The organism is Sphingomonas sp. 2378, assembly GCF_038084995.1.
Lineage (GTDB): Bacteria > Pseudomonadota > Alphaproteobacteria > Sphingomonadales > Sphingomonadaceae > Sphingomonas.
Map to the genome: position 1 here is coordinate 85,988 of NZ_JAXCMJ010000009.1, position 26,336 is coordinate 112,323.

Here is a 26,336-nt window from a genome sequence, read left to right on the forward strand (position 1 = left end):
CGACATCGGCCAACTACGGCTTCCGGTATCGGGCAGGTGCGCGGCTATGATAGAACCCTACCGGCATCCTCCGGCGCTGGAAGCCAGCACGTCGACCGCCTGCCGAAGAAGCGATAGCGGTTACGGGCGATCCATCGGTAAGCCCGGTCGCGCAACCAGTTCGGCACCAAGCGGGCCACTCCCGCGACGCGCCACGGCCAGCCCAGGCCTGTGTAGATTGCGATCACCGCGTCACTGTCCCGCAGGATATTATCGCCATCGACAACGAGGATCGTGTCGGGATCTGTCGGGTCTATCCCGTGCCGACGGAACAGCGCCGCACCGGCTGCACCCTGCATCGCCGCCAGTCGGAAACGGTGCCGGCGATCGTGGCGTAGGATGAACTGGGCATTGGCCGAGCACAGGACGCATTGCGCGTCGAACAGGATGATGGGGCCGTCAGTCATCGATCCGCTCCATCTGGCCGGTGTAGTGGATGATCCGGCCGAAGGGCCAGAGGTCGACGGGCACGTCGAAGACATAGCACCCGTCGTTTCCATGTTCGCGGGCGTGACAATGCGGGCGCAGGGCGGAAGGCAGCGGGACGCCGAGGAACCTGAAGCCAATCAGGTCCAACCGGAGTGCGCCGTCCTCCACCGACACGCGGAAGATGTTGGTCGCCATGCCCATCCGCTCGATCATCAATCCGTCACGCTCGACCAGCGTGCTGCCATAGCGACGTCCGGCGAAATCGCGGTGCCAGTGTTCGGCGGTGCCGCGCCTCTCGAACCAGACCGTGACCGGGATGGCCGTCCCGGCGGGGGGCAGGCGCATCATGCGGCAGAGCAGCCGCGCCAGCGGGTTCGGGTGCGCCTCGACCTGCGCCACGCCGCGCCAGCGCTGGTCGATCCGTCTGTCATGCGCCTCGCGCAGCACGGGCGGCAGATCATCGATCGGGGCCCCGAGGAGACGACGGAACAGGGGCTGGGTCACCACACGAACTCCGGCTTGGTCACCATCAGCCAGAAGATGACGATCACCCCGATAAACGCCGGCCAGCCGAGCAGGAACCACGTCCGCGACAGCTGGAAATAGCGCGCCGGCAGCGGCATCTCCGCCGGGGTGGCATCGGCGATGCGGCGCATCCGGATCTGGATGCCGACCACCGGCAGCCAGCAGGCGCCGACCATCAGATAGAGCGCGATCGACGCCGCCAGCCAGCCGGTCGTCAGCGAAAAGCCCGCGAGTTGCGCCAGCCACACCCCGGTCACCGGCTGAACGATGACGGCGGGGGTCGTGAATAGCCAGTCGGCGAGGACGACGTTGCGATTGACCACCCGGCGCGCGCCCGCGTCGCCGGAGCGGTTCGCCATCCAGCCATGGAAGGCGGTGCCGAGCCCGGTGCCGAACAACAGGGTCGAGCTGAGGATATGGACGGTTTTCAGCAGCAGATAATCAGCCACGACGGATCTCCAGCGCGTTGACGGCGAGCGACAGGGCGAAGACGGCGACGTTCTTGACGAGCGGACCGAAGGGATCGGCCCAGAGTTCGGGCGCGATATGGGTCAGGATCAGCGTGTAGGTCGCCATCAGGGCGATCCCCGCAAGCGCCGCGCCGCGTATCCTCAGGAGGAGCGCAGCGCCGACCGCGATGTCGGCCAGCGCGCCTGCGCATAAGGCGATCGTCGCCGCACTCCCCGACAGGCCGACCCGCGCCAGCCACGCCATGTTCGTCGCCGCCGGAGTGACGAACAAGGGTATTGCTCCACCGGCGAACCAGACCAGCGCGAGCGCAGTGCGCAGGATCGGCGCGACAGGGGCAAATCGTGCCGTACGCAGGTCGGCCCAATTCGACGGGCGGCGGGCCAAGGCCTGGGCAATCGGTGCCGGACGGAAACCGGTGATGGCGATCAGCGGTTCGACGGACGTCGTGTTGCCCGCCGCCAGCATCGCCAAGCCCTCGCGCGTCACCGGCCCGATACCGAGGCGAGCGACTCCCGCGATCAGCCAGCGCGGCATCGTGACCCGCATCGTGTCCGGCAGGCCTAGCCAGTTGCGCAGGATCGTCACCAGCGCCGACGTGCTCATCGCCTCCGGCCCGACCGCATCGATCCGGACGGCCAGCGGCAGCGGAGCGCGAAGCAGGCGAATCAGTATCCCGACCAGATCGTCGACATGGATCGGCTGCACCAAGCCATCGGCGCGACCGAGGTCCGGCGTGACCGGCAGCGCGGCGAGCGTGGTGAACAGCGCGCTGCTCTGCCCGCCACGGCCGAGGACGAGCGACGGCCGGACGATCGCCCAGCCGATCGCGTCCCCCATCCCCGCCAGATGGTCGTCAGCGGCGGCCTTGCTGCGGTGATAGGCGTTGACGGCATCGGCCGCCGCGCCCAGCGCGGAAATCTGGAGCACGCGGCCAACTCCGGCGGCGCGGCAGGCGTCGAACAACGCGATCGCCCCACCGGCATGGACGCGCGCATAGCCCCGTTCGTCGCCGAACAGCCCTGCGCAGTTGACCACCGCGTCGACTCCCGCCAGCCGCTCGCGCCAGTCCTCCAACCCGTCAGTGGCAAGGTCGCAGCGGATCGCCGCCGCCCTCGGCAGGCACCGCCTCAAGCGATCCGGCGCGCGACCGGCGGCGGTGACACAGGCGCCCTCCGCCACCAGCCGGGCGGCAAGGTGCCGCCCGATAAAGCCGCTCGCGCCCACGATCAGGACATGCATGACGTCTCGCTCCCGTCAGGCATCGGCGCGAGGGCTGCGGCTCCACACCGCCATGCCCATGCCGGCCAGCGCCATCAGGACACCAAGCAGCGCACTGGTCATCGTGCCCTGCACCAATTGGGTCGGCTCCGTGGCCACGCCGCGCCAGGACACGAACAGCATCGGCGTCACGACCATCATCACGGTCGACCACACCGTCCAGAAGCGTGACCGCTCCTCGGTTCCGCAGAGCTCGGCAAGCAGGATTGCCAGCGGGCGCCAGAGCACGACGGCCGCGAGCAAAGAGATGAGCGCGGTCAGCGCATAGGTCAGCAGCAGGGCTGCGATCGGCAGCAACATGGTTCGGTCTCCCTTCGAGTACCTGGCGACGATCGCCCGGCTCGGAAGGAGCATTGCGAATGGCATGCCAATTGCCACGATCGACGGAAATCCGTGCATTTCACCCTTCGGAATTGCGCGCGATGTTTACACCGTGAACGGAAGATGCTGCGATGCTGTCAACGATGGATATAGCTGTTGGCCTCTTCGCCTATATCGGTGCGCTGTCGCTGACCGCGATCGCCAGCGCGTTATTGGCGCTGTTCGTGGCGCTCCGTGCCAGGGCCGTGCCGGGATCGACGCTGCTGGCGGTGTTTCTGCTGGGCGTCGCCCTGTGGAGCATCGCGCAGGTCCTGCCCGCAATCTTCGGCCCGGCCGTTGGGCCGGTGACGACGACGCTGATCGCGCTGTCGCCGCTGCCGGCTGCGGGGTTCGTCCATCTCGCCTTCGCCTTCGCGCTATGCGGCGCGTTGCGGCCCGTCGCCATCGCGGCCTATGCGACCGCCGCCTTCACGACGCTGATCGGGCTGATCTTTGATGTCGGCACGGTCGCGCCCTGGCGCGAATTTCCGGGCATGTTCGTGCCCTCGACGATCGGCTGGTGCGTGCTGGCGGTCGCGGCCATACTGTCCATCGCCGGGCATCTGCGGCTGGCGCAGACCTGGCGCGAGCAGGACGGCCAGCACCGCAGGCAGGCGGGCGCGGTGTTCGTCTCCAGCCTGATCGGGCTCGTCGCGCTGACCGGCTTCGCCTTTCCGGCGTTGGGGATCGACGCCTATCCGTGGCCGGTCCTGCTGCTGCCCTTCTACTCGGTCGCGCTGGTCTATGGCATCGTGCGGCACCGCTTCATGGCCGCGGATGTGTGGGCGCGCCGGGGGCTGGTATGGCTGATGCTCGTCGCGGGCGCGGGCGCGGCGAGCGCGCTGATCGCCTCGCTGCCGCTAGCGCTGGCGGGGCGTCCGGCGGGGCTGTTCGCCACTTGGGCGGCGCTAGCGGCGACACTGGCGCTGGGACTCGCGATCCTTGCGCCATTGAAGCGACTGGCTGACAGGATCGTCTTTCCGGGCGGGCGGATCAGCGAGGCGGACCTGGCCGAATGGCGGGACCAATTGGCGGAGCCCACCGACGAAGCGGCATTGGGTGAGACGGCGCGTTCGCTCCTTCGACAGCGCTTGAGCCTGCCGGCGGATGGCCCGACGTTGTCGATCGACGGCGAGACGGTGACCCTCACCGGCTGGGACGACGCGCCGATCGCCACGCGGCATGTCGCTGAGCGCTTCGCCGGATTGGTGACGGAGAGCGCCCGCCGCCTGAACGTCGCCCGCCAGTTGGTTGAGGCGGAGCGGGAGGCGCGGCTGGCCGAACTCGGCGCGCTGGCGGCAACGGTCGCGCACGACCTGCGCAACCCACTCGGCATCATTCAGATGGCCGCCACCGGCGCGCCGCCCGAGGTGCGAAACGAGGTCGGCGAGCAGGTGGCGCGGATGAACCATCTCGTCACCGACATCCTCGATTATGCCCGTGCCTGGGCGATCGTGCCGCAGCCGTTGATCGTGGCGGACGTGGTCGCGTCGTTGGGCGTGGAGGTCCATGTCCCGGACAGCCTGATGGTGGCGGCGGACCGCCACGCGCTGCTGCGTGCACTCACCAACCTCGTCGACAACGGCCGCGCGCTCGGCACGCGCGTTGCCATCTTCGCGGAGGTCGGGCCGCCGGTCACCATCGACATCTGCGACGACGGCCCCGGCATCGCGCCCGAAATCGCGGACAGCCTGTTTCGCCCCTTCGTCTCGCGCCGTCCCGGCGGCACCGGCCTCGGCCTCGCCATCGTCCGGCGGATCATGGAGGCGCATGGCGGCTCGGTCACCTTGGCCGAGCGACCCGGCTGGTCGACCTGTTTCCGCCTGACCTTCGGAGCATCCCGATGATCCTGCTCGCCGATGACGAACCCGCCTTCCAGCGGCTGACCGGGGCGTGGCTGCGTGGCCTCGGCCACGACGTGGAGGTCGTCGGCGATGGCGACGCGGCGGTGGCGGCGTTCAGGGCCAATCCCACCGACCTCGTCTTGCTCGACCTCGCCATGCCGCCGCACCATGACCCGGTGGCGGGGTTAGCGCTGATCCCCTCCTTCGCCCCCGCCGCGGTGGTGGTGATGACCGGCCATGCCGATCACGCTCTGGCGCTGAAGGCGGTCGAGGCCGGGGCGTGGGACTTTCTCGCCAAGCCGGTCGATCCCGACATGCTGCGCGTCGTCGTCGCCCGCGCGCTGGAGCGGGCGCGGCTCGCGCGCGAGGTTGCCACTCTGCGGGCGCAGGCGGGGGCGGAGGAGGATATGGGACTGGTCGGCACCTCGCCGACAATGGCGGGGTTGCGCGACCTGATCCGCCGCGTCGCGCCGACCCGGCTCCCCGCGCTGGTGCTGGGGCCGAGCGGCACCGGCAAGGAACTGGTCGCCCGCGCGATCCACGCCGCCTCGCCGCGCGCCACCCGGCCGCTGGTTCCGATCCACTGCGGCGCGGTACCGGCCGAATTGCTGGAAAGCGAGTTGTTCGGGCATCTGAAGGGTAGCTTCACCGGCGCCACCGTCGATCGGCCCGGCCTGATCGAGACCGCGCATGGCGGCACACTGTTCCTCGACGAGATCGGCGAGATGCCCGCCGCCATGCAGGTCAAGCTGCTGCGCTTCCTCAACGACGGCAGCTATCAGCCGGTCGGCGCCCGTGCCCCGCGCGAGGCAGATGTGCGGATCGTGGCCGCCACCCATCGCGACCTCGCCGCCGCCGTGGCGGAGGGTAGTTTCCGCGAAGACCTGTTCTACCGGCTTAAAGGCGTGGTGCTGCGCACGCCCTCGCTGGCCGAGCGGGCGATGGATGTGCCGTTGCTGGCCCGCCTGTTCCTGCGGCGGGGTAGCGAAGGCCGAGCCAGCTTCTCGCCGGACGCGCTGGATTGGCTGGCAAGCCGGGCATGGCCCGGCAACGTCCGCGAATTGCGCTCGGCCGTCGAATGCGCCGCCGCGCTGGCGATCCCGGGCGCGGCGGGCACCATCGTCACCGCCGCCGACCTCGCCTTCGCGATCGGCGATATCCCGTCAGAAAGCGTCGTATCCGCCGCCCCTCAAAGTCTCGAAGAGGAAGTCGCCGCGCTGGAACGCCGCCGCATTGTCGAGGCACTGGCGCGCACTGGCCACAACCACACTCATACCGCCCGCGAACTGGGCCTGTCGCGAGTCGGCCTGCTCAAGAAGATGGATCGGATGGGGCTGCGCTGATTCCGTCCTGTAACCACGCCGGTCAGCCTCTCGTCCTCCGGCCCGCCGACTCACGCGTCGGGCGCGCACAGCGCAGATGCTTCGGAAGGAGGTTGATGGTTTCGGGCGAGGGCAGATGCCCAGTGACGATGGGCAGGCGGTCCACGACATCCGCCAGGATCTCCAGCCGCGTCGCTCCCGCATAGCGAACGGCATTTTCGCCGCCGATCTGCTGCCCGAGGAGGTCGGCCCGCGTCTCTTCGAAGGTCTGCAACGCCTTCAGCTCGGTGCTGACCATGTGTCGACCGCTATGTACGGCCTGGCCCGGCTTGATGAGCGTCAACAGCGGCTTGATCTTCAGCCAGATGGTGTTGAAGAACACATCGCCCAACGGTCGGCCGCCCTTGCCGGGCACGATTTCCGGAAAGAGATATTCTTCGCCTGCCGCCCGCATCGCGGCGACGTAGTCCAGCAGGCCGAGCCGACGAAGTTCCGCGCAGATGGGAACCTTCCGAGTGCTCTTGGCGGTCTTGACCCGCCCGGCACGGGTATTGCGGATGTCGAAATAGGGGACGCCATCTTCCTCGCCGATGTCCTCGACGAGCAGCTTGCACGCTTCCTCACGCCGCATACCCGAGTACCAGACGATCGGCATGATCCAATAGGCCGCATCATGCCAGATCCGGCCGCCACTGCCCTTCGCGAACCGGTCGTCCAGCGTCATGCTGCCGGTCCAGATCCTGAGCGCGAACAGTTCCTGACCCTGCTGGATGGTGTAGGGATCTCGCTCCGTCCGTTCGTCGCGCTCCTCTTCCACCAGAATGTAGTCGGAAAAATCGAGCGCCCGCATCGTCGTCTTGCTGGCAAGCCATGTGCACAGCTTTTTCAGGTTGGCGAAATGCCTGTTAATCGTACCGACATCCAAACCAATCGTGAAAGTGATGCGTTCTTTGTGCTTCTCCGCTTCCTCCACCCGGTCGGCGGCCTCGACGCAGATGTCCTCGATCGTCATAGGCTCGTGCCGCGATGACTTGTGGTGCGTGGAAGGCATGCGGTTGAGTTGGTCGTAGAACCGGTTGAGATCCTCCTGCCTCGTTCGCGCCAGCGGCTTGCCGCCATTCGACTTACCGAACAGGAAGGCGGCCGCCTTGAACTGACGCCGTTGACTGTCGCCCCAGGTCTTAGCCTGTGACTTCGATCTGTTAACGCCCGCTTTGGTCGTTGCGACGCGTCCTCGGGCCTTTGGCTTGAGGCTCATATACGCCTCGACGACCTCCAACGGGGTCATGCGCGCATAGCGCTGCCGTTCGGCTTTCTCGTCCTCCCCATCCTCCTCATCCCATTGCTCGGGGTCTGCCGCTACATTCGCTGCGGTGGGCACGGACGTGACACCGGCTGTCGGGGCCACGGTCTGTGAATGGGAAGGAGCCACCATGCCCAGGGGCCGTATAATGGCCGCCGCAACGGCCATCCGGTTAGCCATATCCTGCAACACTGGATCGGCGTACGACGACGCGGCCGCCGCTCGTGCCTGGCACATGATCTGACGGGCCGCCTCACTCCGACCGTCGGAGTCGTCGATCCCCACGCGACGCAACAGGTCACGCGCCTCGTTCCGCAGGTGCTCTGGCAGGTCAGGCGCTCGACCGAGCATCGCGTAGAGGTGGCCGCGCGCTTCGTCGTCCAAGTCGGCGAAGCGGCGATCGAAACCGCCGACATAATCGATCCCCAGAAAATCGCCGAAGCCGTTGGCGGCAAAATCGCGGTTCACCGCGCCATAAATGGCCCGCATCTGCGCGAAGCGTTCCGCGACATCTCCTTCGCCGTCCTGTTGAATCGACTGGTGCTGATAGGCAAGCATGTTCCGGTAGCGGACCATCTCCTCCTGGAACACCGCACTGGCCTGTTCCGCGGTCAGGCCGTCACGCTCGATCTTTTCGTACAGGCTCATCCGTACCGCCTCGCTCCGCCCGGTCATCGCGACCGCGCGTCGACGCGCGACCGGCTGATCCTTCGTCAGAAGGCTGACCATCGTCACAACGGTTATAGGATTTGCGCTCGCGGGCGCCAAACGCAGCCTTCGACGCCACCAATAGACCGCGCTGCGGCGGGTGACGTTCTCGATCGCTGGCATCAGGGACTGGCTCCATCGACTGGCGTCAGTTGACGCCACTGCGATGGTCGAAGTCCCGCTAAGTTACCGAAAACCGCAGTTTTAGGTCCCCTTAGCTGGGGCAATCAGTGACTGGCTGGGGCGGCAGGATTCGAACCTGCGTATGACGGTACCAAAAACCGTTGCCTTACCGCTTGGCGACGCCCCAGTGGAGAGGCGCGCTTATAACCGGCGCGCCGCTCTTGAAAAGCCCTATTCAGTCGAATCTTCAGCCCAGGCGGCGCATCCAGCCATGGGGATCGGGGGCCTGGCCGCGCTGGATCGAGACCAGCTGCTCGCGAAGACGGGTGGTCAGCTGGCCGGGGCCGCCGCTGCCGATGGTGAAGCGGCCCGCCGGCTCCGCGACGCTGCCGATCGGGGTGACGACCGCCGCCGTGCCGCAGGCGAAGGCTTCGACCAGGCGACCGCTGGCGGCGTCGGCGCGCCACTGATCGATGGCATAGGGCTCCTCGCGCACCGTCAGGCCCTGCGCGCGGGCGATGGTCAGGATCGAGTCGCGCGTGATGCCGGGCAGGATCGTGCCGGTCAGCGGCGGCGTCACCAGCGAGCCGTCATCGAACACGAAGAAGACATTCATGCCGCCCAGTTCCTCGACCCAGCGGCGCTCGACCGCATCGAGGAAGACCACCTGGTCACAGCCGTTCGCGATCGCTTCCTTCTGGGCGAGCAGGCTGGCGGCGTAATTCCCGCCGCACTTGGCCGCACCGGTGCCGCCCGGCGCCGCGCGGGTATAGCCCTGGCTGACCCAGATCGACACGGCGGGCGCCCCGCCCTTGAAATAGGCGCCAACCGATGAGGCGATGACCATGTAGAGATATTCCGCAGACGGCTTCACGCCCAGGAACACCTCGCTCGCGAACATGAAGGGGCGCAGATAGAGCGCGCCGCCATCCTGTTCGGGAATCCAGTTCCGCTCGATCTCGACCAGCCGCTCGACCGATTCGAGGAACAGATTCTCGGGCAGTTCGGGCATCGCCATGCGACGCGCCGAATCCTGAAAACGCCGCGCATTCGCCTCGGGCCGGAACAGCGCGGTGCCGCCATCGGCCAGGCGATAGGCCTTCATCCCCTCGAAGATTTCCTGCGCATAATGCAGGACCGAGGCCGCCGGATCGACGCTGAGCGGTGCGCGCGCGGTGATCTGTGCATCGTGCCAGCCCTTGTCGTCGCTATAGCGGATCAGCGCCATGTGATCGGTGAAGACGCGACCGAAGCCCGGATCGACCAGACGCGCCGCCCGCTCGCTCGCCGCAACCGGAGTCGCGCAAGGATCGAACCGAAACGTAAGGGATTGTGCCGCGTCCATGATCATCTCTCTGTTTTGGGTTGCCGTGGCCTAGGCCCTGTGTCTAGACGGGTCAACATGGCTGCCTCTAACCAGTCCGCGTCGGCACAATTTCTCCGCGAGCCCGAACTCCGCAGGGGCATGGAATTGCTGTATTTCGGCAATAGCCACCTCGTGCGATCCATCGACCGCGGTCTCGCCGCGCAAGGGTTGGGCCGTGCCCATCACCGCGCCCTGTACTTCATGGCTCGCAAGCCCGACATGACGGTCAGCGAGTTGCTGTCGCTGCTCGCGATCACCAAACAGTCACTGGGCCGCGTGCTCAACGAACTGGCAAGCCGCGACCTGATCGAGACGCGGCCGGGCGATCGCGACCGGCGGCAGAGGCTGCTGCGTCTGACGCCCGCCGGCGCGAAGATGGAAGCGGAGTTGTTCGACGCGCTGCGCGAAAAGCTTTCCAAGGCCTATGCGCGGGCCGGGCAGCAGGCGGTGACGGGGTTCTGGACCGTGCTGGAGGGGTTCATCCCCGAGCAGGAACGCGCCCGGATCGAGGATTTGCGGACCAACGACGGCTGATTTAGCGCGGCGGCGTGGCGAGGGAACAGAGCCGCTTTAATCTTAGAATCGCTAGAAGGCGACAGGGGGTGAGGCAACGCTCCCCCAAGCTGCACAGTTCTTCGCCTCTGCGCGAAACACGTCCTCAGCCCCGAGCGGCGGCCGCCATCTCGCGATTGCGTCGCTCCGAAGCGGCCAGGGTCTCGGCGATCAGCCGCAATAGCGCGTCATCGGCGTCCAGCACATTTAAGCCCGCACGGGTAGAGCCCCCGGGGCTCGCCACCCGGTCGGCGAGCGTGGCGGCCGATACGTCGGCGGCCATGGCCATCGCCCCTGCCCCGTCGACCGTCGCGAGCGCCAATCGCTGCGCCAGTTCGGGTGCGAGACCCAGGGCCGCTCCGGCCTGCGCCAGCGCGTCGATAAAGCGAAAGACAAAGGCCGGACCACAGCCCGCCAGCGCGGTGACGGCATCGAACCGCGCCTCGTCCTCGACCCAGGGCGCGATTCCCAGCGGCGTCGCCAGCGCTTCCGCCGCCGCACGGACGGCCGGATCGGTCGAACTCGTGTAAAGCGCCGTCACCCCCTGCCCGATCGCGACCGGCAGGTTTGGCATCATCCGCACCACCGAATCGGCGGGAATACGCGACGCCAGGGCCTGTTCCTCCACCCCCGCCAGGATCGAGAGAAGCAAGGCGGGACGCAGATGCGCCAGGGTCGGGGCGATATCGTCCAGTTGCTGCGGCTTGAACCCGAGCATCAGGATCGCGGGCGTCTCATCGGTGGGCAGCGCGGTCAGCGAGCGAACGCCCTCCGGCGCGGCGCGCCCGCTGCGGGTGATGACGGTGACCTGTCGGGGGTCCAGCCCGGAGGACAACCAGCGCCGCAGCATCGCCCCGGCCATGTTGCCGCAGCCGATCAGCCAGATGGGACCGTCAGGAAAGCTCACGTCCAGCCCCTCAGGCCTCGCCCTGCGTCTCGATCAACGCGGCGGCCAGTGCCTCGCGCGGGGTCTTGCCGCCCCACAGGACGAACTGGAACACGGGATAGAAGCGCTCGCACTCCTCAATCGCCGATTCGACCAGCAATTCGGTCGCCGAGAGCGAGATGGTGCCGTCCTCCCCGCCATCGACCATCGCGGCGTGGCGATAGAGCAGGATGCCGCTGTTCGACCAAAGCTCGAAATGGCCGATCCATAGCTGTTCGTTGACCATTGCCAGCGCCTCATAGATGCTGGCGCGGCGATCCTCGGTCACCTTGATATCGGGAAAAGCCAGGAATTGCAGGACGCTGTCGTCATCACGCCACAGCGCGCGGAGTTCGTAGCTGGCCCAGCTGCCCTTAACCGTCGCGACGATTTCCTCGTCATGACGCTCATGCTCCCACCCATGGGCGGCGAAATACGCCTCCAGCATATCGATGGGGGCCGAATCATCGGCTTCATGATCGGTCGATTCAAGCATCACAGGCCCTTGCGAACAAACCCAGACCGCCGCAGGTTGCACCGCGCGCGGTCAAGCTGCAAGCAGCCGGATGCCGAAATCTGTGGATAGCTGTCCGGCGACCCGCGCCGGACCAGCGATCGGAACGACTTAGGGAAGTCAGGATTCGACCCCGGTCGTCGCCGTCGCCGAACCACCCAGCCGCGCCTCCAGCGCATCCAGGCGCGCCTTCAGCGCATCAGCCTCGTCACGTGCGGCGACCGCCATCGCCTTGGCGACCTCGAACTCCTCGCGGCTGACGAAATCCAGTCCGCCGATCCACTCGCGCGCACGCGAACGGGCGCTCGCCTCGGCCTCGCGGCCCATGCCGGCGACGGTACCGGCCAGGCCGTTCATCACCTTGGCGAAATCGTCGAACAGCTTGTTATCGGCCTGCATGATCAAATTCCCAAAATTCGTTTCACAGCATTTGGGAGGTCTGGGCGCTCGGCACAAGCCTTTCCGCATCGGGATTGAGCTGGCCGATCCGCCAGTTGAGCACCCCGGCGAAAGACAGCCACACCAGATAGGGCAGCATCAACCACGCCGCCCCGCGCCGAATCCGCGAAAAAGCGACGGTGGTGACGATCGACAGCAGCAGGATCGCGATCAGCACGACCAGCGCCGTACCGACCTTATGCGCGCCGAAAAACAGCGGGGTCCAGGCCAGGTTCAGCGCGAACTGGGCCACGAACAGGCCGATGGCGACGCCCCGCCCCCGCGCACCCCGCGCATGGACGATCATCGCGAGCGCCAGACCGATCAGGACGTAGAGCGTCGTCCAGGCCACCGGGAACACCCAGCCGGGCGGAGTCAGCTCGGGCTTGGTGAGCGCCATATACCAGCCATTCTCGCTGCCCGCGGGCACCGAGCGCCCCGATGCGAAACCGATCAGCAGAACAAGGGGCACGATGACGACCGCCCAGCGCAGGAAGGACATCCGCAACTGACCCTTCGACGCGATCGTACCCAATTGACCCTCTTTCGCCATGATGCCCGTGGGTGTGCCGCACCTGCCACAGACAGTAAACGGATAAGGTGAATTTTATATGGGCCGAGCCGTTCAGTTTCGGGATGCGGCGATCAGAAACTCGATATTTCCCTCGGGTCCGGTGATGGGACTTTGGGCCACGCCCGCGACCTGCCATCCTGCCTCGGTCAGCCAGGCGACAACTTGATCGCAGACGCGTGCGTGGACGGCAGGATCGCGGACCACCCCGCCCTTGCCGACCTCCTCACGCCCCGCCTCGAACTGCGGCTTGATGAGCGCGAGCAGCCGCGCGTCCGGGGCGGCGAAGCTCAGCGGGCGCTCCAGCACCTTGGCCAGCCCGATGAAACTGGCATCGCAGACGATCATGTTCACGGGTTCGGGGATATGCGCATCGGTCAGGATGCGGGCGCTGGTCTGTTCATGGACGATGACGCGCGGGTCCTGCCGCAGCGACCAGGCAAGCTGGTTGGTGCCGCTATCGACCGCATAGACCCGCGCCGCCCCCTTTTGCAGCAGCACGTCGGTAAAGCCCCCGGTCGAACTGCCGACATCGATCGCCACCGCATCGGTCACGTCCCAACCGAAATGCTCCAGCCCGTGCGCCAGCTTGATGCCGCCGCGCGACACCCAGGGATGGTCGCGCCCGCGCACGTCGAGCGCGGCATCCTCCGACAATTGCTGGCCGGGCTTGGCGATCTTCGTCTCGCCCGAAAAGACCAGGCCCGCCATCACCAGCGCCTGGGCGCGCGAACGGGATTCCACGAGTCCGCGGTCCACGAGCATCTGGTCGACACGCAGCTTGGCCATGCCCGCCCCTACCCCCCGGCTCGGCCCGTCGCAAGCCACGATCCACTGGGCTCGAAAGCTATTGCCTATCTTTTTAGTGGGAATAGATTGACCACATGGATCGGGAGTCGACCCGACCCGGAATCGAGGAGACGCCATATGGGTTCGTTCGCATCCTATGAGGCCCGCAAACCGACGGTCCTCACCGTACCCGGGCTGGGCGGCTCGGGCCGCTCGCATTGGCAGAGCCTGTGGGAAGAGGCGCGACCCGACACGATCCGGGTCGAACTGGGCATGTGGTCGACGCCGCACCGCAATGCCTGGGTCACGCGGCTCGATCAGGCGATCCGCCAGGCGCAGGCGCCGGTGATCCTGGCGGCGCATTCGCTGGGCTGTCTGGCCGTCGCCTGGTGGGCGGAATTGTCCCCGCAACCCTATGGCTGGCCGGTCGCGGGCGCATTGCTGGTCGCGCCCGCCGATGTCGACCGGGCGGATGCGCCGGACGCGTTGAAGGGCTTCGCGCCGTCGCCGCGCACGCCGCTGCCCTTCCCCTCGATCCTAGTGGCCAGCCAGGACGATCCGTGGATCTCGATCGAGCGAGCGCACAGCCTGGCGGTCGATTGGGGTAGCCATTTCGTCGATGCCGGGCACCAGGGGCATATCAATGCGGCCAGCGGTCTGGGCTGGTGGCAGGAAGGTCAGGAACTGCTCGACCGGGTGATCGCCGCGAGCGGCACGGATCGCCCAACGCCTTCGGGGCCGTTATCGCCGGGCGATGCGCGCGCCGTGCTGGCGGTCAACGCGACGGACGCGGCGCAGGCGCATTATCTGGGGCGATAAGTATAGCCCGTTGCTCGGGGCCGATGGTCGGGCATGTGCTTCGACTTCGCTCAGCGCGAACGGAGGTGAGACGTCCCCTCCCCCTCCTCCGTTCAGCCTGAGCGAAGTCGAAGGCTACGCCCCGCCATCCGCCACGTACACCATCTCGGCTTTGTCGGAGTGGGATTGAAGGCACGGGGTTTCCCTTGGCCTTCGACTTCGCTCAGGCTGAACGGAGGTCTGTGCGCTCGTCCGATGGAGCCGCCTCGACCTCATGCCGAGCCGCCTCCGCCTTCGCCGCCGCCGTGACGGCCTTCATTCGCCGCCACATGCGGACATTCAACCCGATCATCATGACCACCGCCAGCGTCGTGAAGACGATGACCGCGGTCCAGCCGCGGATCACGCCCGCGCGCCTTCGGGGACGTTGGCGCTGTTGTGGCGTAGCGCCTTCAGCACCGTCTCGACGATCGCATCGGCGTCCAGTCCGGCCTGGGCATATTGCACCTCGGGCTTGTCCTGATCCTGGAAGATATCGGGCAGGCGCATGGTGCGGAGCCTGAGGCCGCCGTCGATCAGCCCCTCGTCCGATGCCATGGTCAGGACATGCGCGCCGAGGCCACCGATCGCATTCTCCTCGATCGTCACCGCCACTTCATGCGTGGTCAGCATCCGGCGGATCAGCGCCTCGTCGAGCGGCTTGGCGAAGCGCAGGTCGGCGACCGAGGTCGACAGCCCCTTGGCCTCCAGCGTGTCGGCGGCGCGCAGGGCCTCCGCCAAACGGGTGCCGAGCGAGAGGATCGCGACCTTCTTGCCCTCGCGCACGACGCGGCCCTTGCCGATCTCCAGCAATTCGGGCGTCTCGGGCAGCGCCACGCCGACGCCGTTGCCGCGCGGATAGCGAACCGCGATCGGCCCCGTGTCATGGTTGACGCAGGTATGGACCATATGGACCAGTTCCGCCTCGTCGGCGGCGGCCATCACCACCATGTTGGGCAGACTGGCCAGATAGGTGACGTCGAACGACCCCGCATGGGTCGCCCCGTCCGCCCCGACCAGCCCGGCGCGGTCGATCGCGAAGCGGACCGGCAGATTCTGGATCGCGACGTCATGGACGACCTGGTCATAGGCGCGCTGGAGGAAGGTCGAATAGATCGCGCAGAAGGGCCGCATCCCCTGCGCCGCCAACCCGGCCGCGAAGGTGACCGCATGCTGCTCGGCGATGCCCACGTCGAAGAAGCGGTCGGGATAGGTCACGGCGAATTTGTCGAGTCCGGTGCCCGACGGCATTGCGGCGGTGATGGCGCAAATACGCGGATCGCTCTCCGCCTCGCGGGCCAGCGCCTCGCCGAACACATTCTGATAGGCGGGCGGTCCCGGAGGGGCCTTGGCCTGTGCGCCGGTGATGACGTCGAACTTCTGGACGCCGTGATATTTGTCCGCCGCCGCCTCAGCCGGGGCATAGCCCTTGCCCTTCTTTGTGACGACATGGATCAGGATCGGGCCTTCCTCGGCGTCGCGGACATTCTCCAGCACCGGGATCAGATGGTCCAGATTATGGCCGTCGATCGGGCCGACATAATAAAAGCCCAGTTCCTCGAACAGCGTGCCGCCCATGGTCATACCGCGCGCGAACTCGTCGGTCTTGCGCGCCGCCTTCTGGATGGGACGCGGGAAGCGCTTGGCGAGCTTCTTGAGCACGTCGCGCACGCCCAGGAACTCGCGGCTGGACACCATGCGCGACAGATAGGCCGACAGGCCGCCCACCGGCGGCGCGATCGACATGTCGTTGTCGTTCAGGATGACGATCAGGCGATTGCCCGCCTGCTCGGCATTGTTCATCGCCTCATAGGCCATGCCCGCCGACATCGCGCCGTCGCCGATCACCGCGATGCCCTTGCCCGGCGTGCCTGCCAGCTTGTTGGCGATCGCAAAGCCCAGCGCCGCCGAGATCGAGGTCGAGCTATGCGCCGCGCCGAAGGGGTCGTATTCGCTCTCGGTCCGCTTGGTGAAGCCCGACAGGCCGCCGCCCTGGCGGATGGTACGGATGCGATCGCGCCGCCCGGTCAGGATCTTGTGCGGATAACATTGATGGCCGACGTCCCAGATCAGCCGGTCGTCGGGCGTGTTGAAGACATAATGGATCGCGACCGTCAGCTCGACCACGCCCAGCCCGGAACCGAGATGACCGCCGGTGGTGCCGACCGCCGAGATCGTCTCGGTCCGCAATTCGTCGGCGAGTTGCCGCAACTGTTCGGGAGCCAGCCGACGCAGATCGTCGGGGGTATGGACCGTGTCGAGCAGCGGCGTCTGAGGAATGTCTGCCATCTGACCGGCTTATCCCAGCTAATCACGGGTGTCGATTATAACTGTTCACCGGGCCGTCATTGATGCGAAGCAATTTTCAATTGGCGGAGGTGCTGCTGGACGGCGGCGGCCGGGTTGCGACCATCAATCGAATCGGCCGCGCCCCGGCAACAAAAGGTCAAAGCGGCGGCAATGCCCGCAGGCGGGGGAACACATCCTCCAGCGACTTGGTGTCGGGCAGGATATAGACATAGCCGCCCTTTTTCCGGAACGTCGGGCGCAACTGCCGGGCATAGAAGGCCTGGGGCACGTTGATGCAGCCGAAGGTGATGCGGTTGTCGTCGGGCGTGGGGGACAGCATCCGTTCGCGCCGCTTCTCCTTCGCTCCGGCATCCTTGGGGATCGGATGCAGCGCCACCGAGGTCGCATAATCGACCCACAGCACCCGCTCGCCCGCGACCGGCAGGCCGAACTTGGCGAGATAGCGCCCGGCGGGCGTGGTCTTTTCCGCGGGGCCGAGCGCGGCCAGTGTCTTGGTCCCGACGCCGGGGCTCGCCTCGTCACCCGGCGCGATCCCGATCAGCACCGGCACGGCGGCCAGCGGCTTGCCATCGGGGGCGAAGAGGAACAGCGCGGCATGGGCCTTGTCGACGACCGCCCAGGGCAGGCCGCGATTGTCGCCCGAGCCGCTGACCCACGACATCACCCGCTGGACATCCGGCGAAGGGAGGATCGGAGGCGCGGCATCCGCCTTGGTCGGCGGGGCCTTTCGCGCCGTCTTGGCGGGCGCGGCGCGGACCGTCTTGGGGCGGTGGACATCGGTCACGGCCGGGGTGGCCAGGGCAAGACCGATCAGCGGCGCCAATATGGGGATCATCGGCAAGAGGGACTCGACAAAAATGGCCGGTCCTCCGCGATGGGAAGACCGGCACAGCTAAGGGGCTTCAATTTATCGGATCGATGCGCAGTCGATCAATGGCGTCGGGATCAATGACGGGGGCGCCGTGCGGGCTTCTGTTCCTGCACGGTCAGGCGCTGTTCGACACCGTCGACGCGACCGCCGAGTTGATCCAGCCGCTGGCCATTGGCCTGGGCCTGACCCGACGCGGCCTGCGCTTCCGCCAGCGCCGCCTTGGCGGTGCCGTCGGTCTGCTGGAGCCGCTGCTCCAGCGAATCCACGCGTTGGCTGACCGGAGCGATCTGTTCGCGGACAAAGGACTTGGTGGCGCAACCGCTAAGGCCGACAGCGCCAGCCAGGGTCACCACCGCGAGAAGGGATTTGGAGGCAAAAGCAGACATAACAGTTCTTTCAGTCGTTAACCAACCGCAACAACGAAGCTGAGCGAAAAAGGTTCGACAATCCAATTCTGTTCGACCGTGCCAGTTTTTCGACCAAGCGTTTACTGCAAAATAATCGCCAAGACTTGCCAAACAACTCGACCTGTTAAGTCTTGGTTCAGAATTCAGCGCCTGCGATCCGACTGCTTGGCGAAGGGGTCGCGCGGGATGCCGTCATTACCCCGGTCTTCCCTGGGAGCCTTTCTCTGTGCGCTCTTTCGGGCGGCAACGCAATCGCGCAGAGCCGCGATCGCCGTGCCGCTGCCGTCCATCGCCAGCCGTTCGACGGGCACATCGCCCCGCGCGATATCCAGTCGCTGCGACCGGGCGAGATAGGTCGGGAAGGCCTTTTCGAAGCTGGTGACGAAGCCCGGCTTTCCGTCCGAGTTGAGGCCGACCGCGAAATGCTTCGGATAGCCGCCACTCGTCAGCCGGAAGTCGAGCGCCAGCCGCTCCTTGGGCTTGATCGACCAATTGTCGTTCAGCACCGTCAGATGATTGGACCCGTCCCGGTCCAACCCCAGCAGCAGCGTGGTATCGCCCGGCCTTTTGTAGACGCGGGTCAGGAAACACCCCTGCCCATCCTCGCTCGGCGCCAGCGTCCAGTCGCCCAGGTCGCGCGATGGCCCGTCCGCCGCGCTCGCCGCACCACCACCGAAAGACAGGGCGGCGAACAACAACGTCAGGGCGGCAAGATACGGGCGTGGCTTGGTCATCATCATTATCCTCCGCCACGACCCTATCCGCGACCAGGGCGATTGGCCAAGCGTTACGCCATCCGCTCCCGCACCACCCGCTCCAGCACGTCGAGCGGCATCGCGCCCAGCGTCAGCACCTCGTGGAACCGCCTGGGATCCCATCCCGCCCCCGCCTTGGCCTTGGCGGCGTCGCGCAGGCGGGTCCAGACCGTGTGCCCGATCTTGTAGCTGCACGCCTGTCCTGGCCAGACGGTATAGCGGTCGATCTCTCCCTGGCTGCGCCCGCGTGCGATGCCGGTGGTCGCGATCAGATAGTCGGTCGCCTTCTCCCGGCTCCAGCGCTTGGCATGCATCCCCGAATCGACGACCAGCCGGGTCGCGCGGAACAGCAGCGATTGCAGATAGCCGATCTGCCCCAGCGGATTGCCCTCATACATCCCCATCTCGTCGGCAAGCTGTTCGGAATAGAGCGCCCATCCTTCGGAATAGCCGGAATAAAAGCCCCGGCGACGGATGAGCGGGATATCCTGGCTCTCCAGCGCCGACATGACCTGAAGATGATGGCCGGGCACCGCCTCATGATAGGTCAGCGTCGCCAGACCGAATTTGGGCCGGTCGAACGTGTCGCGCAGGTTGATGAAGTAGATGGCGGGCCGCGATCCGTCGAGCGAGGCCGACTGGTAATAGCCGCCCGGCGCACCCGCCTGGATCGCCTCCGGCACCCGGCGGATTTCGACCGGGGCCTTGGGCAGCGTCGCGAACTGCTCGGGCAGGCGACGGGTCATCGCCGCGACCTGCGCACGAAGCTGCTCCAGCAGGGCTTCGCGGCCCGGATCGGTGTTGGGATAGAGCTGATCGGGCCGCTTGTTCAGCGCGACCAGCCGCTCGCCCACGCTGCCCTGGGTCAACCCCTGCGCCTTCAAGAGCCCGTCGAGCCGCGCGCTTATCTCGGCGACCTGCGCCAGCCCCAGCCGGTGGATTTCATCGCCCGCCATATTGGTGGTCGTCGCGGCGGCGGCAGCGGCGGTGTAATAGGCCGCACCGTCCGGCAAGCGCCAGACGCCCGCGTCATGCACCGCCTTGGCGCGGAGTTCGGTGACCAGCGCCCGCTGGCGGTCGAGCGCGGGGAAGACCCGCTCGCCCATCAGCCGCGCGACGGTGGCGGCACGCTCGGGCGGCAGTTGCGCGGCCTTCAGCTTGGCCGCCAGGTCCATGGCGGGGCCGGTCGCCTCGGGCGCCTTGTCGCGCACCGCCGCCAACTGCTTCAGCGTCGTATCGAGGATATAGTCGGGGGCGAAGACCCCCCGCCCCGCATCCTCGCGCTGCCGCGCCGTCTCGGCATCGATCGCATTCGCGAAGGCCTCGACCCGCGCGACATAGGCGTCGGCATCGGCGGCATGGGTGACCCGGTGCTGGCTGGACAGAAAGTCGGGCACGTCGCGATAGGCGCCAGACAACTGGCTGAGCACATAAGGGGCATAGCGGCCCGCGCTCGATCCATAGGCGAAGCGCTCGCCCGCGATCACCCGGTCCAGGCCATAGGCGACGATGTCATAGTCCAGCCGCGCCGCCGGCCCCAGCGAGGTGCGAGGGATGGTGCGCAGCGCCGCCCGTTCCTGCCTGGCGCGGGCGAATTGCCGCGCCTCGCCCGCGCGGGAGGCGTCGCCGAGCCTGCTCTTCAACGCCGCGCGCGGGCCGGTATCGAGCCCCAGCGAGGTCGCCTGTTCCGGGCTGTCCTCCAGCCGGGCGTAGAAGAAGCGGTCCAGCATCGCGCGCAATTCCCCGTCGCGCGATCCCTCCGCTCCGCGCGCCATTCCCGGCAAGGCGGCGGCGACCGTGGCAAGGCTGGCGGAGGCGAGGAACTGGCGACGCTGCATGGATACTCCCGTGTCGGATGGCATGAGGCACGAACGCTAAGATGTTGAAGCGGCTGTGCAAAGCGAATTATCGGCGCATCCACCGTCGTGATCCCCGCCGTGCCCCTGCACCGTTTCTGCACGGGATTCGGACAGGATGATCGCCGCGCCGACCGCCCCGTCTCGATGGCCGACCGGCACAAGGCTCCCATCGAGGGAGATCGGCATGACCGCATATATATCCAGACACCATGGCTTTCACGTCAAGCTGATCGGCGCGGGCACGCTGATCGGACTGGCGCACCTGTTCTTCTATGGCGAAGAGCCCGGCTGGACGCTGGGCGGCTTCGCGCTGGCGTGGAGCGTGATCCTGACGCTGACCCGCGTCGATGTCCGCGCCAGCCGGGCGGCACGCGTCGCGCTGGCGATGGCGACGCTGTTCGGGGTGATGCTGGTCGACGATCCGGGGCCCCTCAAGTCCCTGCTGTTCCTCGTCGCCATCGGCTCGGCGACCTTATTGCCGCTGCGACGGTTCGACGACGCGATCCGATGGGCCGCGCGGCTGTTCGCCCATGGCGTGCTGGGCATCGTCGCACCGCTTCGCGACGCCCGGCGACTGGCGCGGGCGGAGGGACGGCGCGATCACCGCCGGATCGTCAAGGTGGCGGCGGTGCTGGTCCTGCCGATGATCGGCAGCGCGGTGTTCCTTACCCTGTTCGCACAGGCCAATCCGGTGATCGCCAACGCCTTTGCCGCGATCCGCTTTCCCGATCTGTCGACCCTGCTGCTCCGGCTCATCTTCTCGGGTTGCTTCCTCATTCTGGTCTGGTCCAGCCTGCGGCCGCGTCGGACGCTGCGACAGACCGGAGTTTTGCAGTGGGACGCCGCCGCGATGCCGCACCTCGCGCACGGCACGCTGATCCTGTCACTGGCGGCATTCAATCTGATCTTCGCGATCCAGAACGCGCTAGACATCGCCTTTCTCTGGAGCGGCGCCCCGCTGCCAGAGGGCGTGACGCTGGCCGATTATGCGCATCAGGGGGCCTATCCGCTGATCGTGACCGCCCTGTTGGCGGGCGGGTTCGTGTTGCTCGCCGCGCGCCCCGATGGCGCGGCGCGTGAGAGCCGGACGCTGCGCCGTCTGATCCTGTTGTGGGTCGCTCAGAATGTCTTGCTGGTCGCATCCAGCATCCTGCGGACGCTCGACTATATCGCCGCCTATTCGCTGACCGGATGGCGGATCGCGGCGCTCGCCTGGATGGCGCTGGTCGCGGTCGGGCTGATCCTGATCGGCTGGCGGATGCTGTCCGGATATTCGGCACGGTGGCTGGTCAACGCCAATGCGCTGGCGGCGGGCGTGGTGCTGACCGCCGGATGCGCCAGCGACCCGGGCGGCATCGCGGCGCAGTGGAACGTCGCCCATGCCCGTAGCGTCGCCGATCTCGACCTCTGCTATCTGGAGTATCTGGGGCCGTCCGCGCTGCTGCCGCTGATCGCGCTGGAACGCCGCGCGGCGGGGCCGGTGCTTCGCCAGCGTACCGCCAATCTCATCGGCCTGACCATGTCGGAAACCGCACGCCGGCAGGCCGACTGGCATAGCTGGACCTGGCGTGATGCACGACGGCTGTCGGCGGCCCATGCGCTGGTCGGGAAACGCCCTGCCCCGCATGTCCTGACCGTCTGCGGCGAGCCGCTGAAAACCGAAGCGGCGGAGACCCCGTTGACGAAGGCGGCCCGGTCATGATCCTGTGCCCCATGCCGCGCACGATCCTGGTCGCCGACGACGATCCCAATATCCGCCAATTGCTGGTCTTCGCGCTGGGCAAGGCGGGACTCGACACGGTCGAAGCGGCCGATGGCGAGGCGGCGCTGGTCGAGGCCGCCGCGCGACGGCCCGATCTGGTCGTGCTGGACATCAACATGCCGCGCATGGACGGGCTGGAGGTCTGTCGGCGGCTGCGGGCCGAGGGGGAGACGCCGATCCTGTTCCTGTCGTCGCGCGATGACGAGATCGACCGGGTGCTGGGGATCGAACTGGGCGCGGACGATTATGTCGTGAAGCCCTTCTCCCCGCGCGAGGTGGTGGCGCGGGTCATGGCGATCCTGCGCCGGACCCATGCCCATCCGCCCAGCGTCGATCATGCCGGGTCGGTCATCCGACACGGATGCCTAACCCTGGATATCGAGGGGTGGCAGGCGCGCTGGGCCGGGGCGGACGTGCCGCTGACCGTCACCGAATTCTCGATCCTGCGCACGCTGGCGGTGATGCCGGGCAAGGTGTTCGGGCGCGACGCGATCATCGACCGGCTGCACGGGCCCGGCTTCGCGGTAACCGACCGCACCGTCGACAGCCATATCCGCAACCTGCGCGCCAAATTCGCCGAGCGGGGCGGCAGCGACCTGATCGAGACGCGCGCGGGCATCGGCTATCGCCTGGGGGCTTGCACCGGCGCGGGCGCGTGATCGCGCGGCTGAAGGCCTGGGGCAAGCGGCATTGGCCCCGCCTGGCGCTGCGGACCTATTTGTTCGCCAGCTTCTTCCTGGTCGCCGCGCTGCCGGGTGTGGGGGCGGTGGCGCTGCGCGTCTATGAGAACACGCTGGTTCGCCAGACCGAGGCGGAACTGGTGGCGCAAGGGGCGGCGCTGGCGGCCAGTGCCGGGGCGCTCTGGCCCGCCGCCGTTCCGGAACGCGCCGTCCGGCGCGGGGGGTCGGTCTCGCCAGGTTCCTATGGCACCAACGCCAGCTCGGTCGATCTCAGCGCGACGCCGATCCTGCCCGAACGCCCCGTCCCGGTCGCTGCGCCGCCGCCCGCCCCCGATGCCCGGCAGGCAGGGATGCGGCTGACCCCGGTGCTGGCCGACACCCGCGCCGCGACGCTCGCCTCGATCATCCTGCTCGACCGGTATGGCCGGATCGTCACCGGCACCGCGCGGCGGGGGAGCTATGCCGATCTGCCGGAGGTCGAGGCGGCCCTGGGCGGCACGCCCCGCACCGTCCTGCGCCGTGACGGACGGTACAAGGCGATCTACCGCTTCGACTGGCTGTCGCGCGCGGCGGCGACGCGGGTGCACCATGCGCGACCGATATGGGTCGACGGCCGGGTTGTCGGGGTGCTGCTGCTTTCGCGCTCGGCACGGTCGCTGTTCGTCGGGCTCTATCAGGATTGGGGGAAGATCGTCATCGGCGTGCTGGCGATCCTCGGCACGCTGATCCTGTTGTCGGGGGTGCTGTCCCGCGCCATCGCCCGCCCGATCGAGGAGTTGCAGGACGCCAGCCGCGACGTGGCGGCGGGGCGCGGCACGGTGCCCGCCATCCCCGCCACCGCCGCGATCGAGATCCAGGACCTCTACCGCGATTTCGCCGCCATGGCGCAGGCGATCGAGGCGCGGTCGCATTATCTGCGCAACTTCGCCCATGCGGTCAGCCATGAGTTCAAGACGCCGCTGACCGGCATTCGCGGCGCGATCGAACTGCTGCAGGATCACGGCGGCACCATGTCCGCGACCGAGCGCGCGCGTTTCCTCGCCAATGCGGATGCGGATGCGCAGCGACTGACCCTGCTCGTCTCGCGCCTGCTCGATCTCGCGCGGGCGGATATGGGCGGGGCGGGCGCGAATGACGCCAGCGATGCGGTGGCGACGGTGCGAAAGCTGGCCGATGCGCATCGGCGGGAGAGCCTGACCATCACGGTCACGGCATCCTCCGCCGCCATCTCCATCGCCCTCGCTGCGCAGACGCTGGAGGCGGTGCTGACGACGCTGATCGAGAACGCGGTCCAGGCGGGGGCGGATAGGCTGACCATCCATGTCGAGCGGGGCGAGCCGGTCGTGATCACCATCGCCGACAATGGCGGCGGCATCCCGCCGGGGGATCGCGAACGAATCTTCGAACCCTTCTTCACCTCCCGCCGGGCGAGCGGCGGCACCGGCCTGGGCCTGCCCATCGCGCGGGCGCTGCTGGTCGGGGCGGGCGGGACGCTGGAACTGGTCGAGGGCGAGGCCGGCACCACCATGCGGCTGACCTTACCGGGCGTGACGTAGGGCCGATCGACATTCATGTGAGCAATCCCGTCCGCTTTAGCGATAGCGACCCATCGTCACCTTCAGCACCACGGGGCGGTCGACGATGTTGATGCCATAATCGGTCTGATCGCCATTCCACACCCGGTCCATGACCCAACGGCCATCGGCATAATGGCCTTCCTCAACCCGGACGACCATCGCCTTGGGATCGGGTTGCGCGGGCTCCAGGCGGATGCGGACATGGTCGCCGGTCAGCAGGAATTCGTCGCGCGACAGATGGATGACCGCGACGCCGCCGACCGGCTCCGCCTTCCACGGCGCGGGTTCGGACTTCAGCCAGGTCCAGCTTTTCTCGCCGAACTGCCACTGGCCGAACTCGGCCCGGACGCGCCAGTCGCCCATCACCGTCTCGCGGTCGCCGCCATCGTCGGGCCTTGCCGCGCCCCATGTCGGATGCTCGAACGCCGCCTGCGCCCAGTCGCGCATCACCCCGGCCACCGCGCCATAAGGCCCGGCAAAGGCATCGAGCGTCCCCGCATCCAGCACCCGCGCGCCCAGCGGATAGTTGAAGAAGCCGGTATCATCCATGCCGAACGGCGCGAAGCCGATCGCCCCGCGCCCCAGCGCCTCGTAGAAATAGCGGGCGAACTCGCGCGCATTGCCGATCTCGGGCACCAGCAGCGGATTGTCCGCCCGCGCATAGGCGTTCAGATACAGCCCGACATTCCCGCTCGCCCGGTCATAGATGTCGGGCGCCTCGGCATCGAGCGACGGCGCGGCGACCTTCCATATGTCGAGCACGTCCTGTTGCGGCCCGCCGCTCGCCACGCCATCGGGATCGGGCACGTTGGAGGGCCCCGCCAGCGCGGCGTTGACGTACATGGGCAGCGGCTTCACCGCCTTGCCCGCCGCCGCGATCTCATCGATGTAGCGCGCCGTGTACCAGGTGTTGAAGGCCCGGTCCGCCTGCGCTCCGAACACCGCCTGCCAATGGCCTGGGTTCTTGCCGAGCTTTCGGACCAATTCGCCCGGCACCGGTTTGTCGAACAAGGCCTGCGCCGCGACCGAGAAATCGCGCGGGTTGCGATAGCTGCCGACCTCATTCTCGGGCTGGACCATGATCACCGTGTTCTGCGGATCATGCTCCTTCAAATAGGTCATCAGCCGCACGAAGGCGCGCTTGTCCGCCTCTAGCGTGGTGCGCGCCATCGGGGTCAGCGCATAATGGTCCTGTCCGCCCCGCGTCTTCATCCGGGGGAAGCGGCGATTGTCCAGCTTGACCCAATCGGGCGTATAGCCGGGCGAGGTATTCTTCCACGTCCCGAACCAGAGCAGCACGACCCGCTTGTCATGCGCCCGCGCCTGTTCGAGCAGCGTCTGGACGAAGGAGAAATCGAACCGCCCCTCGACAGGCTCGATCTGTTGCCAGGCGACGGGGATCTCGATGGTGTTGGCGTGGATGCGGTCGAGCATCGGCCAGACCTGTGGCAAGGCGGCGGCATAGTTGCTGGAATTGTTGACCTGCGCCCCCAGCATCAGGAACGGTCGTCCATCGACCATCAGGACATGACGCCCCGCCCTGGTCACGATGCGTGGCACCGCATCGCTCTGCGCGGCGACCGGTGTCGCCAGCCCCAGCGCCATGACGGCCCATCCCATTGCACGGCGCATCGCAATCCCCCTCCCCCAATCGGCGCTATGGCCGCGCCATGCCGCTTCTGTGCACGGGGATGCGCGCCGTATCAACCGGCGGAGAGGTG

The 26,336-nt window shown here is 67.4% G+C and carries 26 protein-coding genes and 1 tRNA gene; 7 read left to right on the forward strand and 20 right to left on the reverse strand.

All coding sequences use genetic code 11. The annotated features are described in order from the left end of the window. Positions 1–44 precede the first annotated feature (44 nt). Genes SM191_RS06970 through SM191_RS06990 form a run of 5 tightly spaced genes read right to left on the reverse strand, consistent with a single transcriptional unit; the run spans position 45 to position 3,042 of the window. Complete coding sequence (locus SM191_RS06970) at positions 45–446, reverse strand: thiol-disulfide oxidoreductase DCC family protein (protein ID WP_341505553.1); 402 nt, start codon at positions 444–446, stop codon at positions 45–47. Further along, entirely contained in the window at positions 439–972 is a 534-nt protein-coding gene (locus tag SM191_RS06975) for a DUF4166 domain-containing protein (RefSeq protein WP_341505554.1), read from the reverse strand. Before SM191_RS06975 ends, SM191_RS06970 begins: the two co-directional genes overlap by 8 nt. Beyond that, complete coding sequence (locus SM191_RS06980) at positions 969–1,442, reverse strand: DUF2269 family protein (protein ID WP_341505555.1); 474 nt, start codon at positions 1,440–1,442, stop codon at positions 969–971. Before SM191_RS06980 ends, SM191_RS06975 begins: the two co-directional genes overlap by 4 nt. Beyond that, on the reverse strand, positions 1,435–2,703 hold the full coding sequence (locus tag SM191_RS06985; RefSeq protein WP_341505556.1) for an SDR family oxidoreductase: 1,269 nt from the start codon (positions 2,701–2,703) through the stop codon (positions 1,435–1,437). Before SM191_RS06985 ends, SM191_RS06980 begins: the two co-directional genes overlap by 8 nt. Before the next feature lie 15 nt (positions 2,704–2,718). Beyond that, positions 2,719–3,042: a hypothetical protein gene (locus SM191_RS06990; RefSeq protein WP_341505557.1), complete on the reverse strand. Its 324-nt coding sequence runs from the start codon at positions 3,040–3,042 to the stop codon at positions 2,719–2,721. 152 nt (positions 3,043–3,194) lie between these two features. Between SM191_RS06990 and SM191_RS06995 the strand changes: the two genes are divergently transcribed. Next, positions 3,195–4,949: a sensor histidine kinase gene (locus SM191_RS06995; RefSeq protein ID WP_341505558.1), complete on the forward strand. Its 1,755-nt coding sequence runs from the start codon at positions 3,195–3,197 to the stop codon at positions 4,947–4,949. After that, positions 4,946–6,289 (forward strand): sigma-54-dependent transcriptional regulator, encoded by a 1,344-nt coding sequence (locus tag SM191_RS07000; protein ID WP_341505559.1) that lies wholly within the window; start codon positions 4,946–4,948, stop codon positions 6,287–6,289. The genes SM191_RS06995 and SM191_RS07000 overlap by 4 nt, the downstream gene beginning before the upstream one ends. 22 nt (positions 6,290–6,311) lie before the next feature. On the opposite strand, the gene SM191_RS07005 is transcribed toward SM191_RS07000, so the two are convergent. The 3 genes from SM191_RS07005 to SM191_RS07015 all read right to left on the reverse strand — a co-directional run bounded on the left by SM191_RS07005 (position 6,312) and on the right by SM191_RS07015 (position 9,747). Beyond that, positions 6,312–8,402, reverse strand: a complete 2,091-nt coding sequence (locus tag SM191_RS07005; protein WP_341505560.1) for an integrase — start codon at positions 8,400–8,402, stop codon at positions 6,312–6,314. A 112-nt stretch (positions 8,403–8,514) separates the two neighbouring features. Further along, positions 8,515–8,589, reverse strand: a tRNA-Gln gene (locus SM191_RS07010). A 60-nt stretch (positions 8,590–8,649) separates the two neighbouring features. Next, positions 8,650–9,747 carry a branched-chain amino acid aminotransferase gene (locus SM191_RS07015; RefSeq protein WP_307001200.1) on the reverse strand — a complete coding sequence of 366 codons (1,098 nt, stop codon included), beginning with the start codon at positions 9,745–9,747 and terminating at the stop codon, positions 8,650–8,652. A gap of 57 nt (positions 9,748–9,804) precedes the next feature. On the opposite strand from SM191_RS07015, the gene SM191_RS07020 reads away from it, so the two are divergent. Next, a complete protein-coding gene (locus tag SM191_RS07020) occupies positions 9,805–10,302 on the forward strand; it encodes a MarR family transcriptional regulator (RefSeq protein WP_267435189.1) in 498 nt (165 codons plus the stop codon). Positions 10,303–10,426: 124 nt separating this feature from the next. Here SM191_RS07020 and proC read toward each other — a convergent pair whose 3' ends face one another. The 5 genes from proC to SM191_RS07045 all read right to left on the reverse strand — a co-directional run bounded on the left by proC (position 10,427) and on the right by SM191_RS07045 (position 13,557). Beyond that, a complete protein-coding gene (gene proC / locus SM191_RS07025; protein ID WP_445949824.1) occupies positions 10,427–11,227 on the reverse strand; it encodes a pyrroline-5-carboxylate reductase in 801 nt (266 codons plus the stop codon). A gap of 10 nt (positions 11,228–11,237) precedes the next feature. Beyond that, on the reverse strand, positions 11,238–11,741 hold the full coding sequence (locus SM191_RS07030; RefSeq protein WP_267435190.1) for a YbjN domain-containing protein: 504 nt from the start codon (positions 11,739–11,741) through the stop codon (positions 11,238–11,240). Positions 11,742–11,879: 138 nt separating this feature from the next. Beyond that, positions 11,880–12,158: an accessory factor UbiK family protein gene (locus SM191_RS07035; protein ID WP_267435191.1), complete on the reverse strand. Its 279-nt coding sequence runs from the start codon at positions 12,156–12,158 to the stop codon at positions 11,880–11,882. A gap of 22 nt (positions 12,159–12,180) precedes the next feature. Continuing rightward, complete coding sequence (locus tag SM191_RS07040; protein ID WP_445949825.1) at positions 12,181–12,750, reverse strand: TspO/MBR family protein; 570 nt, start codon at positions 12,748–12,750, stop codon at positions 12,181–12,183. A gap of 72 nt (positions 12,751–12,822) precedes the next feature. Continuing rightward, positions 12,823–13,557: a TlyA family RNA methyltransferase gene (locus SM191_RS07045; RefSeq protein WP_341505562.1), complete on the reverse strand. Its 735-nt coding sequence runs from the start codon at positions 13,555–13,557 to the stop codon at positions 12,823–12,825. Between the two features lie 138 nt (positions 13,558–13,695). On the opposite strand from SM191_RS07045, the gene SM191_RS07050 reads away from it, so the two are divergent. After that, a complete protein-coding gene (locus SM191_RS07050) occupies positions 13,696–14,376 on the forward strand; it encodes an RBBP9/YdeN family alpha/beta hydrolase (protein ID WP_341505563.1) in 681 nt (226 codons plus the stop codon). Between the two features lie 202 nt (positions 14,377–14,578). Here SM191_RS07050 and SM191_RS07055 read toward each other — a convergent pair whose 3' ends face one another. The 6 genes from SM191_RS07055 to SM191_RS07080 form a co-directional block, all read right to left on the reverse strand. After that, positions 14,579–14,761, reverse strand: coding sequence for a hypothetical protein (locus SM191_RS07055; RefSeq protein WP_341505564.1), 183 nt, complete (start codon positions 14,759–14,761; stop codon positions 14,579–14,581). Next, entirely contained in the window at positions 14,758–16,683 is a 1,926-nt protein-coding gene (dxs, locus tag SM191_RS07060) for a 1-deoxy-D-xylulose-5-phosphate synthase (protein WP_341505565.1), read from the reverse strand. The genes SM191_RS07055 and dxs overlap by 4 nt, the downstream gene beginning before the upstream one ends. 157 nt (positions 16,684–16,840) lie before the next feature. After that, on the reverse strand, positions 16,841–17,539 hold the full coding sequence (locus tag SM191_RS07065) for a hypothetical protein (RefSeq protein ID WP_341505566.1): 699 nt from the start codon (positions 17,537–17,539) through the stop codon (positions 16,841–16,843). A gap of 110 nt (positions 17,540–17,649) precedes the next feature. Then, the gene (locus SM191_RS07070; protein ID WP_267435198.1) at positions 17,650–17,961 is read right to left on the reverse strand and encodes a hypothetical protein; all 312 of its coding nucleotides are present in this window, start codon (positions 17,959–17,961) and stop codon (positions 17,650–17,652) included. 164 nt (positions 17,962–18,125) lie between these two features. Beyond that, positions 18,126–18,716: a hypothetical protein gene (locus SM191_RS07075; RefSeq protein WP_341505567.1), complete on the reverse strand. Its 591-nt coding sequence runs from the start codon at positions 18,714–18,716 to the stop codon at positions 18,126–18,128. A 53-nt stretch (positions 18,717–18,769) separates the two neighbouring features. After that, positions 18,770–20,575: a DUF885 domain-containing protein gene (locus SM191_RS07080; protein WP_341505568.1), complete on the reverse strand. Its 1,806-nt coding sequence runs from the start codon at positions 20,573–20,575 to the stop codon at positions 18,770–18,772. A gap of 205 nt (positions 20,576–20,780) precedes the next feature. Here SM191_RS07080 and SM191_RS07085 point away from each other — a divergent pair, with 205 nt between their 5' ends. Genes SM191_RS07085 through SM191_RS07095 form a run of 3 tightly spaced genes read left to right on the forward strand, consistent with a single transcriptional unit; the run spans position 20,781 to position 24,594 of the window. Further along, positions 20,781–22,298: a DUF4153 domain-containing protein gene (locus SM191_RS07085; RefSeq protein ID WP_341505569.1), complete on the forward strand. Its 1,518-nt coding sequence runs from the start codon at positions 20,781–20,783 to the stop codon at positions 22,296–22,298. Further along, a complete protein-coding gene (locus tag SM191_RS07090) occupies positions 22,295–23,017 on the forward strand; it encodes a response regulator transcription factor (RefSeq protein ID WP_341505570.1) in 723 nt (240 codons plus the stop codon). The genes SM191_RS07085 and SM191_RS07090 overlap by 4 nt, the downstream gene beginning before the upstream one ends. After that, positions 23,014–24,594, forward strand: coding sequence for a sensor histidine kinase (locus SM191_RS07095; protein WP_341505571.1), 1,581 nt, complete (start codon positions 23,014–23,016; stop codon positions 24,592–24,594). The genes SM191_RS07090 and SM191_RS07095 overlap by 4 nt, the downstream gene beginning before the upstream one ends. A gap of 36 nt (positions 24,595–24,630) precedes the next feature. On the opposite strand, the gene SM191_RS07100 is transcribed toward SM191_RS07095, so the two are convergent. Beyond that, the gene (locus SM191_RS07100) at positions 24,631–26,247 is read right to left on the reverse strand and encodes a DUF5597 domain-containing protein (RefSeq protein ID WP_445949826.1); all 1,617 of its coding nucleotides are present in this window, start codon (positions 26,245–26,247) and stop codon (positions 24,631–24,633) included. Between the last annotated feature and the right edge of the window lie 89 nt (positions 26,248–26,336).

Coding starts and splice junctions, on each gene's coding strand:
- SM191_RS07090 (WP_341505570.1), top strand. CDS start 22,295: ATGATCCTGTGCCCCATGCCGCGCACGATCCTGGTCGCCGACGACGAT.
- SM191_RS06985 (WP_341505556.1), bottom strand. CDS start 2,703: ATGCATGTCCTGATCGTGGGCGCGAGCGGCTTTATCGGGCGGCACCTT.
- SM191_RS07015 (WP_307001200.1), bottom strand. CDS start 9,747: ATGGACGCGGCACAATCCCTTACGTTTCGGTTCGATCCTTGCGCGACT.
- dxs (WP_341505565.1), bottom strand. CDS start 16,683: ATGGCAGACATTCCTCAGACGCCGCTGCTCGACACGGTCCATACCCCC.
- SM191_RS07020 (WP_267435189.1), top strand. CDS start 9,805: ATGGCTGCCTCTAACCAGTCCGCGTCGGCACAATTTCTCCGCGAGCCC.
- SM191_RS07000 (WP_341505559.1), top strand. CDS start 4,946: ATGATCCTGCTCGCCGATGACGAACCCGCCTTCCAGCGGCTGACCGGG.
- SM191_RS07070 (WP_267435198.1), bottom strand. CDS start 17,961: ATGTCTGCTTTTGCCTCCAAATCCCTTCTCGCGGTGGTGACCCTGGCT.
- SM191_RS07085 (WP_341505569.1), top strand. CDS start 20,781: ATGACCGCATATATATCCAGACACCATGGCTTTCACGTCAAGCTGATC.
- SM191_RS07040 (WP_445949825.1), bottom strand. CDS start 12,750: ATGGCGAAAGAGGGTCAATTGGGTACGATCGCGTCGAAGGGTCAGTTG.
- SM191_RS07045 (WP_341505562.1), bottom strand. CDS start 13,557: ATGGCCAAGCTGCGTGTCGACCAGATGCTCGTGGACCGCGGACTCGTG.
- SM191_RS07035 (WP_267435191.1), bottom strand. CDS start 12,158: ATGCAGGCCGATAACAAGCTGTTCGACGATTTCGCCAAGGTGATGAAC.
- SM191_RS07080 (WP_341505568.1), bottom strand. CDS start 20,575: ATGCAGCGTCGCCAGTTCCTCGCCTCCGCCAGCCTTGCCACGGTCGCC.
- SM191_RS07100 (WP_445949826.1), bottom strand. CDS start 26,247: ATGCGCCGTGCAATGGGATGGGCCGTCATGGCGCTGGGGCTGGCGACA.
- SM191_RS06995 (WP_341505558.1), top strand. CDS start 3,195: ATGCTGTCAACGATGGATATAGCTGTTGGCCTCTTCGCCTATATCGGT.
- SM191_RS07075 (WP_341505567.1), bottom strand. CDS start 18,716: ATGACCAAGCCACGCCCGTATCTTGCCGCCCTGACGTTGTTGTTCGCC.
- SM191_RS07050 (WP_341505563.1), top strand. CDS start 13,696: ATGGGTTCGTTCGCATCCTATGAGGCCCGCAAACCGACGGTCCTCACC.
- SM191_RS06990 (WP_341505557.1), bottom strand. CDS start 3,042: ATGTTGCTGCCGATCGCAGCCCTGCTGCTGACCTATGCGCTGACCGCG.
- SM191_RS07030 (WP_267435190.1), bottom strand. CDS start 11,741: ATGCTTGAATCGACCGATCATGAAGCCGATGATTCGGCCCCCATCGAT.
- SM191_RS07065 (WP_341505566.1), bottom strand. CDS start 17,539: ATGATCCCCATATTGGCGCCGCTGATCGGTCTTGCCCTGGCCACCCCG.
- SM191_RS06970 (WP_341505553.1), bottom strand. CDS start 446: ATGACTGACGGCCCCATCATCCTGTTCGACGCGCAATGCGTCCTGTGC.
- SM191_RS07005 (WP_341505560.1), bottom strand. CDS start 8,402: ATGCCAGCGATCGAGAACGTCACCCGCCGCAGCGCGGTCTATTGGTGG.